Source organism: Streptomyces sp. Da 82-17, assembly GCF_046098215.1.
Lineage (GTDB): Bacteria > Actinomycetota > Actinomycetes > Streptomycetales > Streptomycetaceae > Streptomyces.
The window spans coordinates 1-7,123 of record NZ_JBJURH010000046.1 but is presented as its reverse complement, the minus strand read 5'-3'; the positions used below and the strand labels follow the sequence as shown (position 1 = coordinate 7,123).

Sequence of the window (7,123 nt, the reverse complement as noted above, 5' to 3'; positions counted from 1 at the left end):
CGGTACAGCTCCTCGTACGCCGAGTCCTCACCCGCACGCATCGCGGCGACCAACTCGGCGTCGGACAGCGGGCTTTGGGAAGAGGAGAACAGCTCGTCGGACAGCGAAGCGTCGCCCCGCGCGGCCCCCGAACCCGCACCCGCACCTGCGCCCGCATCCGCAGCGGCATGTCTCCCACGTTGTGGTGGAACGCTGCCGCCCGCACCCCCGGACTCCGCGCCGGACGAGGAGTCCGAGACACCTGAGGCACCCGAGGAACCGAGGGGGCCGCCCTGATGGGGCACCTGCCGGAAGGGCAGGCCGCCGGAGTCCACGCCGCCCCCGGAGACGCCGCCCTCGGAGGCGCCTCCCCCAGGGACACCTCCCCCGGAGAGTGGCTCGTCCCGCCCGTCAACGCCCATAGCGCGCAGCCCCCGCACAAACACTCCGACCTAACTCGAGAAAGAGTGTCACACGCGTCAACAAGACCGGCGCCCGAATGTGGGCAACCACCCGTCCGGGGCGAGTTCCGGAAAACACCCCTCTGCCGATCACTCATTCGGGGCACACTGAACAGGTATGCCGAGAACGCGGGTTGACTGCCGCGAAGCCGCGGACAAGCCGCGGAGAAGCCGCCGGGAAGCGGAGAAGAAAGAACTTCCCCTGGCTTCCCTGGCTTTCCCGGCTTCCCGGCTTTCCCGTTCAGGGCCCCGAACGCCCGTAAAGGATCAGGCCGGCCGGGACCGCAGGCCCTCCAGAAGGATGTCGAGCAGCCGGGCCGAAGCCGCCGCCTGCTGGGCCGGATCGGGCAGCGAAGGCGCAGCCGTGGCTATCACCAAAAGCACGTCCGCCACCGTCACGTCCGCCCGCAGCGCATCCGCCGCACGCGCTCGCTCCACCAGCTGGCCGACCACCTCGAGCAGCGCCGCCGTACCCGAATCGAGGTCACCGACCCCCTGCTCCGCCGACTGTCGCTGCTCCACCAGCCGCAGATCCGGCTGGGCATGCCGCTGCTGCGGCACCCGCGCCGGGTCCAGGGCCGCGTCCTGCGCGGCGTCCGCCGAACCCTCGTCGGCCACGCCCACCCGCAGCACCTGCGGCGGCAGCAGCCGGCCCGCGCCCGACGCCACCGACGTCCGCAGGAAGCGGGACAGCGCCGACCACGGCTCGTCCTCCTGGCCGAGGGCCGTCCGCGCCTGCTCCGTCAGCCGCGCGGTCTCCTCCTCGGCGATCCGCCGCACGAGGACGTCCTTGCTCGGGAAACGGCGGTAGACCGTGCCCACCCCGACCCGCGCCCGTCGCGCCACGTCCTCCATCGGCGCCCCGTAACCCAGCTCGCCGAACACCTCGCGCGCCGCGCGCAGCACGTGCTCCAGATTGCGCTGGGCGTCCACGCGCAACGGAGTACTGCGCGCGCCGTCCACCGCCCCGTGCCGCTGATGGCCGTCCGCCGCCGCAAGAGCCGACGCGGAACCCCAATGAGAATCCTGAATGTGCATGAGCGTTCCCCCGGTAATGACGTCTCCCCCCGGAGACTTCCCCGCCTGACCGCCGGTGCGCGAAGGATGGGTCTGTCCAAGATCAACTGGTACTTCCCCCGCACCCCGGCCACACACGAACATAGTTGAGCCGGAGTCAATTCAGAAGGGGCCTGTTCCGCACGGTGCGCCCCCCGATCGGAGTACGCACCGGTTCCACCCCGATTGCACCCCTGTCGGAGCCGTCCAAGTCACACTCTGACCTGCGTATTTCCGGAAAGCCGCGGCACGAACCGGAACCCGCGCCCCCGCAGACTTCCGGTCACACAAATTGCCGGGCCTGTGGACAAACGCGCGGCCGCGGTGCGTCATGGACAGGTGATGGCTGCAAACTCCCGGGGGAGGGCCCCCGGATCCCCCCGGGCTCGCATTCTCGTCGTCGGCGGCGGCTACGTCGGCCTGTACACCGCGCTGCGGCTGCAGAAGAAGCTCAAACCCGAGCTCAGGGAGGGGTCCCTGGAGATCGTCGTGGTCACCCCGGACCCGTACATGACGTACCAGCCGTTCCTGCCCGAGGCCGCCGCCGGATCGATCTCGCCCCGCCACGTCGTCGTACCGCTGCGCCGCGTCCTCGACGGCTGCAAGGTCGTCGTCGGCGAGGCCCAGTCCATCGACCACGCCAAGCGCACCGCGACCGTCACCACCCTCGCCACCGAGGAGGAGGGCACCGGCGCCGTCGAGATCTCGTACGACGAACTCGTCCTCGCGCCCGGCTCCATCTCGCGCACCCTGCCCGTGCCCGGGCTCGCCGACTACGGCATCGGCTTCAAGACCGTCGAAGAGGCCATCGGCCTGCGCAACCACGTCATCGAGCAGATGGACATCGCCTCCTCCACCCGCGACCCCGCGATCCGCGACGCGGCCCTCACCTTCGTCTTCGTCGGCGGCGGCTACGCGGGCGTGGAGGCCCTCGGCGAGCTGGAGGACATGGCCCGCTACGCCTCGCGGTACTACCACAACGTCAAACCCGACGACATGAAGTGGATCCTCGTCGAGGCCTCGGACCGCATCCTCCCCGAGGTCGGCGAGGAGATGGGCCGCTACACGGTCCGCGAACTGCGCCGCCGCAACATCGACGTACGCCTGGAGACCCGCCTCGAATCCTGCCAGGACCGGGTCGCCGTACTCGACGACGGCTCCCGCTTCCCCACCAGAACCGTCGTCTGGACCGCCGGCGTCAAACCGCACCCCGTGCTCGCCGCGACCGACCTCCCCCGCAACGAACGCGGCCGCCTCAAGTGCACCGCCAAGCTCGCCCTGGACGACACCACGCACGCGTGGGCGGCGGGCGACGCGGCCGCGGTGCCCGATCTCACCGCCGACGAACCCGGCAAGGAGTGCGCCCCCAACGCCCAGCACGCGGTCCGCCAGGCCAAGGTGCTCGCCGACAACATCGTCGCCTCCCTGCGCGGCCGGCCGCTGACGGACTACGCGCACAAGTACGCCGGTTCCGTCGCCTCGCTCGGCCTGCACAAGGGCGTCGCACACGTCTACGGGCGGAAGTTGAAGGGCTACCCCGCCTGGTTCATGCACCGCGTGTACCACCTCAGCCGGGTGCCCACCTTCAACCGGAAGGCCCGCGTCCTGGCCGAGTGGACCCTCGCCGGGCTCTTCAAGCGCGAGATCGTCTCCCTGGGCTCGCTCGAGCACCCGCGTGCGGAGTTCGAACTCGCGGCCGGAGGAGAGCGCCCGAAGGAGTCCTCCTGACCGGAGCGAGGAACTCCCCGCACAGCACCGGCGTCTGACGGATGTCAGTCCGGTCGGACAGACTGGACCCGACCACGGGCGAACCGCCCCTCGACCTTCCACGAGGCATCCACCAGTGCCGTGTCTCGACCCAGAAGCGAACACACGAGGCCTAACGCAGTGAACTTCACGCGCTGGAGCGCCCGACTCCCCGGAACGCAGCGCCGCGCCGCAGCACGGTCCGACCGCGGATCCGTGCCCGCAGCCCGCGCCGAGCACCCGGCGGACGAAGCGGACGACACCGCTCCCACGCCCGCCGTCGAGGACATCCCCGTGCGCGGGGTCCTCGACCGCGTCCCCGCCCTCGTCGCCCTGGTGCACGGCCCCGACCACCGCATCGCGTACGTCAACGACGCGTACGCCGAGGCCTTCGGCCCCCGCCCCGTGGGCGCGCCCGCGCACGAGGCACTGCCCGAGCTGGAGGAGCTCGGCCTGCTCCCGCTGCTCGACCAGGTCCTGCGCAGCGCCAAGCCGCGCACGGTCAAGTCCCGCAAGGTCCCCGGCGGCAAGTCGTACACGTTCACGTGCACCCCGCTCGACACCCCCGACGGCGGCGGAGTCCTCGTCTTCGCCGCCGACGTCACCGACCAGGCCGAGGCCGCCGAGCGGCTCCGCGCCAGCGAACGCCGCCACCGCGAGACCGCCGTCACCCTCCAACGCTCCCTGCTGCCCCAGGAGTTGGAGGGCCCGGACGACCTCCGTATCGCCGCCACGTACCAGCCCGGCGGCACGGACGCCGCGGTCGGCGGGGACTGGTACGACGTGATCACCCTCGGCGGCGGCCGCACCGCCCTCGTCATCGGGGACGTCATGGGCCGCGGCGTCCGAGCCGCCGCCGTCATGGGCCAACTCCGCACGGCGGTGCGGGCGTACGCACGCCTGGACCTGCCCCCGCACGAAGTGCTGCAACTGCTCGACGGCCTCGCCGCGGAGATCGACGCCAGCCAGATCGCCACCTGCGTCTACGCGGTCCACGACCCCAACGAGGGCCGCCTCACCTACGCCTCCGCCGGCCACCTCCCGATCCTCGTACGCGACGAGGAGGGCGGCCTGCACCGCGCGGACGAGCCGACCGGCCCGCCCCTCGGCACCGGCGGCTGGATGCACACATCGGGCTCCCTGCCCTTCCCGCCCGGTGCGACGGCCGTGCTCTACACCGACGGCCTGGTGGAGCGGCGGGACGAGGACATCGACCAGGGGGTCGCCGCCCTGGAGCAGGCCCTGGCGGGCGCGACCGGCACCCCGCAGGTGGTCTGCGACCGCCTCATCCGCACCCTCGGCGTGACCGCCGAGCACGACGACGACGTGGCCGTGCTGGTCCTGCAGCACCCCAAGCGCACCGGCGTCGACGCGGAGCGCTTCCGCGGCGCCGCCCTGGAACTGCTCGGCGGCGTGGAAGCGGCACCACGCGCGCGTGCCTTCGCCTCCGGCGTCCTTGCCAGCTGGCGCTTCCCGACGGAGCTGCACGACCTGGGCGTCCTCGCGGCCAGCGAACTCGTCGCCAACTCCCTGCAGCACGGCACCCCGCCGATGCGCCTCAGACTCCGCCGTACGGACCGCCGCCTGATCGTCGAGGTCACCGACGGGGACGACCACCTGCCCCGCCGCCGCAGAGCCGAGCCGGCGGACGAAGCGGGCCGCGGCATCGCCATCGTCGCGACGATCGCGTCCGCCTGGGGCTCCCGCCGGACGCCGGGCGGCGGCAAGGCGGTCTGGTGCGAATTCGCCTTGCCGCGCGAGTAGCCCTCAAGTAGTACGGGCCGGTCGCCCGCCGTCAGGCGCTGACCACCTCGGGCGCGGGCTTGCCCTCCCGTACGACCAGGCTCTTCTTCTCGGCCCACGGGTGGTTCTGGGCCGGCGTGAGCGAGCGCCCGAGCTTCAGGGCGAGCGCGGTGATGCCGAGCGAGAAGAGCACGAACACCACGATGTACGGCCCGTGCAACGAGGCGCCCATCGGCCCGCCCACCGCGGGCCCCACGGCCAGCGCGAGCTGCTTGACCAGCGCGAACGCCGAGTTGTACTGACCGACCATGCCGCCCGGCGCCAGATCCGCCACCAGCGGCGCGACGGTCGGCGACAGCATCGCCTCCCCGATCCCGAACAGCGCGTACGTGGAGATGAACGCGGCCGTCGCCATCGCCTGGCTGCCGTGCCCGAGGCCCGCGTACCCGGCGAAGAGCCAGGCCACCGCCCAGATCAGCCCGACCGACGCGATCACCCGCGAGCGCTTGCGCCGCTCGACGAACTTCAGCACCAGGAACTGCGCCACCACGATCGCTCCGGTGTTGGCGGCCAGCGCGATCCCGAGCGTGGACGGCGAGATCCCGGCGGCCTCGACGCCGTACGCGGACAGGCCGGACTCGAACTGTCCGTAGCAGGCGAAGAAGAGCACGAAGCCGAGCACGCACAACTGCACCATGGCCCGGTTGCCGAACAGCCGCTTCCAGCCGCCCTTGGCCTGCGGAGTGGCGTCCCCGATCCGCGGCTGCGCGGGCAGCTTCACCGTGGCCATGATCGCGACGAGGATCAGGAACATGGCGGCCTCGATCGCGAAGAGCAGCGTGAAGTCGCCGGGCCGCTCCCGCTTCACGATCTGCCCGCCGATCAGACCGCCCACGCCGAGGCCCAGGTTCTGCAGGAAGAACTGCATGGCGAAGGCCCGCGTGCGCGTCTCGGGCGTCGAGCACTCCACGATCATCGTGGCGAGCGCCGGCTGCATCACGGCCTGACCGGCGCCCAGCAGCGCCGAGGACGCGAGGACCAGCTGCGGGTTCGTCGCGAGCCCGAGGCTCATCGCGCCGATCGCGGCGGTCACCAGGGCGGCGAGCAGCACAGGCAGCGGACCGCGCCGGTCGACGGCACGACCGGTGAACGGCAGCACCAGGAGCGCGGCCACGGCGAAGACGGCGAGCACGATGCCCGCCGTCGTAGGACCGAGTTCCCGCACCTGTGCCACGTAGACGTAGAGGAACGGGACCGTGAAGCCGAGACCGAACGCACTCAGCGCGTTGCCCACGTGGATCCGGCGCATCGCTGCGCCCATCGCCCTGGTCACTTTCACCTGCCTTAGGAGTCGCTTCAGGAGTTAGACCTGAAGACTTAGAAGCTAAAGTTCAGAGCTAAAGAGTACGGCTCGAAGGTCTTTAGTGCAAAGTCGCAGCGTGCGATACTGCCGGGCATGGGTGACACCGCCGATGCCGCAGCACCGACCGAGCCGACCCTCGAGGAGCAGATCGCCGCGTACCAGCGCGAGTTCGAGGACCTCGACCCCCAGGTCGAGCAGGTCGTCTCGGCGCTCGGCCGCCTCAACCGCCGCATGAACGTGGCGTACGGCCGCCAGACGGCGACGCTCGGCATCAGCAACGCGGAGTGGGAGGTCCTGAAGGCCCTCGTCCTCTCCGGCGCTCCGTACCGCCTGGGCCCCGGCGAGATCGCCAAGCGCCTCGGCCTCACCCCCGCGGCGATGACCCACCGGATCGACCGCATGGTCGCGGAGGGCCTGGTGACCCGGGACCGCGACGAGTCGAACCGGGTACGGGTCATCATCGAGCTGACGGACACGGGCCGGGAGAAGTGGCTGGAGGCGATGCGCCTCGCCACGGTCTTCGAAGAGGACCTGCTGCAGGACCTCTCCGGGGACGAGCGCGGACTGCTCGGCGAGCTGCTGACCAGACTGCTGCGCCGCGTCGAGGACGCCCAGCCGGACGCCGGCGGCCGGCTCTCCGACCTGGACTGAGCCGTGGTGAACCGGGGGTTGACACGCCCTGTCCGGATCCGTAAAGTTCTTCGGGTTGCCACGGAGCTGTAAGGGTTCTGTGGCGGCACCTCTCGCCGCGAAAGCGGCAAACCAAACTCAGCAC

Annotated in this window: 5 protein-coding genes; 3 read left to right on the top strand and 2 right to left on the bottom strand. The window is 71.3% G+C overall.

Annotation, left to right across the window (positions count from 1 at the left end):
* Positions 1–707 precede the first annotated feature (707 nt).
* The gene (locus ACIDOF_RS37315; protein ID WP_409010717.1) at positions 708–1,478 is read right to left on the bottom strand and encodes a TetR/AcrR family transcriptional regulator; all 771 of its coding nucleotides are present in this window, start codon (positions 1,476–1,478) and stop codon (positions 708–710) included.
* 360 nt (positions 1,479–1,838) lie between these two features.
* Between ACIDOF_RS37315 and ACIDOF_RS37310 the strand changes: the two genes are divergently transcribed.
* On the top strand, positions 1,839–3,224 hold the full coding sequence (locus tag ACIDOF_RS37310; RefSeq protein ID WP_409010716.1) for an NAD(P)/FAD-dependent oxidoreductase: 1,386 nt from the start codon (positions 1,839–1,841) through the stop codon (positions 3,222–3,224).
* Between the two features lie 159 nt (positions 3,225–3,383).
* The gene (locus ACIDOF_RS37305; protein WP_409010715.1) at positions 3,384–5,006 is read left to right on the top strand and encodes a SpoIIE family protein phosphatase; all 1,623 of its coding nucleotides are present in this window, start codon (positions 3,384–3,386) and stop codon (positions 5,004–5,006) included.
* 31 nt (positions 5,007–5,037) lie between these two features.
* Here the strand turns inward: ACIDOF_RS37305 and ACIDOF_RS37300 are convergent, their stop codons facing one another.
* The gene (locus tag ACIDOF_RS37300; protein WP_409010714.1) at positions 5,038–6,306 is read right to left on the bottom strand and encodes an MDR family MFS transporter; all 1,269 of its coding nucleotides are present in this window, start codon (positions 6,304–6,306) and stop codon (positions 5,038–5,040) included.
* A 135-nt stretch (positions 6,307–6,441) separates the two neighbouring features.
* Between ACIDOF_RS37300 and ACIDOF_RS37295 the strand changes: the two genes are divergently transcribed.
* Positions 6,442–6,999, top strand: a complete 558-nt coding sequence (locus ACIDOF_RS37295; protein ID WP_409010713.1) for a MarR family winged helix-turn-helix transcriptional regulator — start codon at positions 6,442–6,444, stop codon at positions 6,997–6,999.
* Positions 7,000–7,123 lie beyond the last annotated feature (124 nt).

What these genes read in the sequence shown, in the direction of transcription:
- ACIDOF_RS37315 (WP_409010717.1), bottom strand. Translation starts at nt 1,478, where the DNA reads ATGCACATTCAGGATTCTCATTGGGGTTCCGCGTCGGCTCTTGCGGCG.
- ACIDOF_RS37310 (WP_409010716.1), top strand. Translation starts at nt 1,839, where the DNA reads ATGGCTGCAAACTCCCGGGGGAGGGCCCCCGGATCCCCCCGGGCTCGC.
- ACIDOF_RS37300 (WP_409010714.1), bottom strand. Translation starts at nt 6,306, where the DNA reads ATGGGCGCAGCGATGCGCCGGATCCACGTGGGCAACGCGCTGAGTGCG.
- ACIDOF_RS37295 (WP_409010713.1), top strand. Translation starts at nt 6,442, where the DNA reads ATGGGTGACACCGCCGATGCCGCAGCACCGACCGAGCCGACCCTCGAG.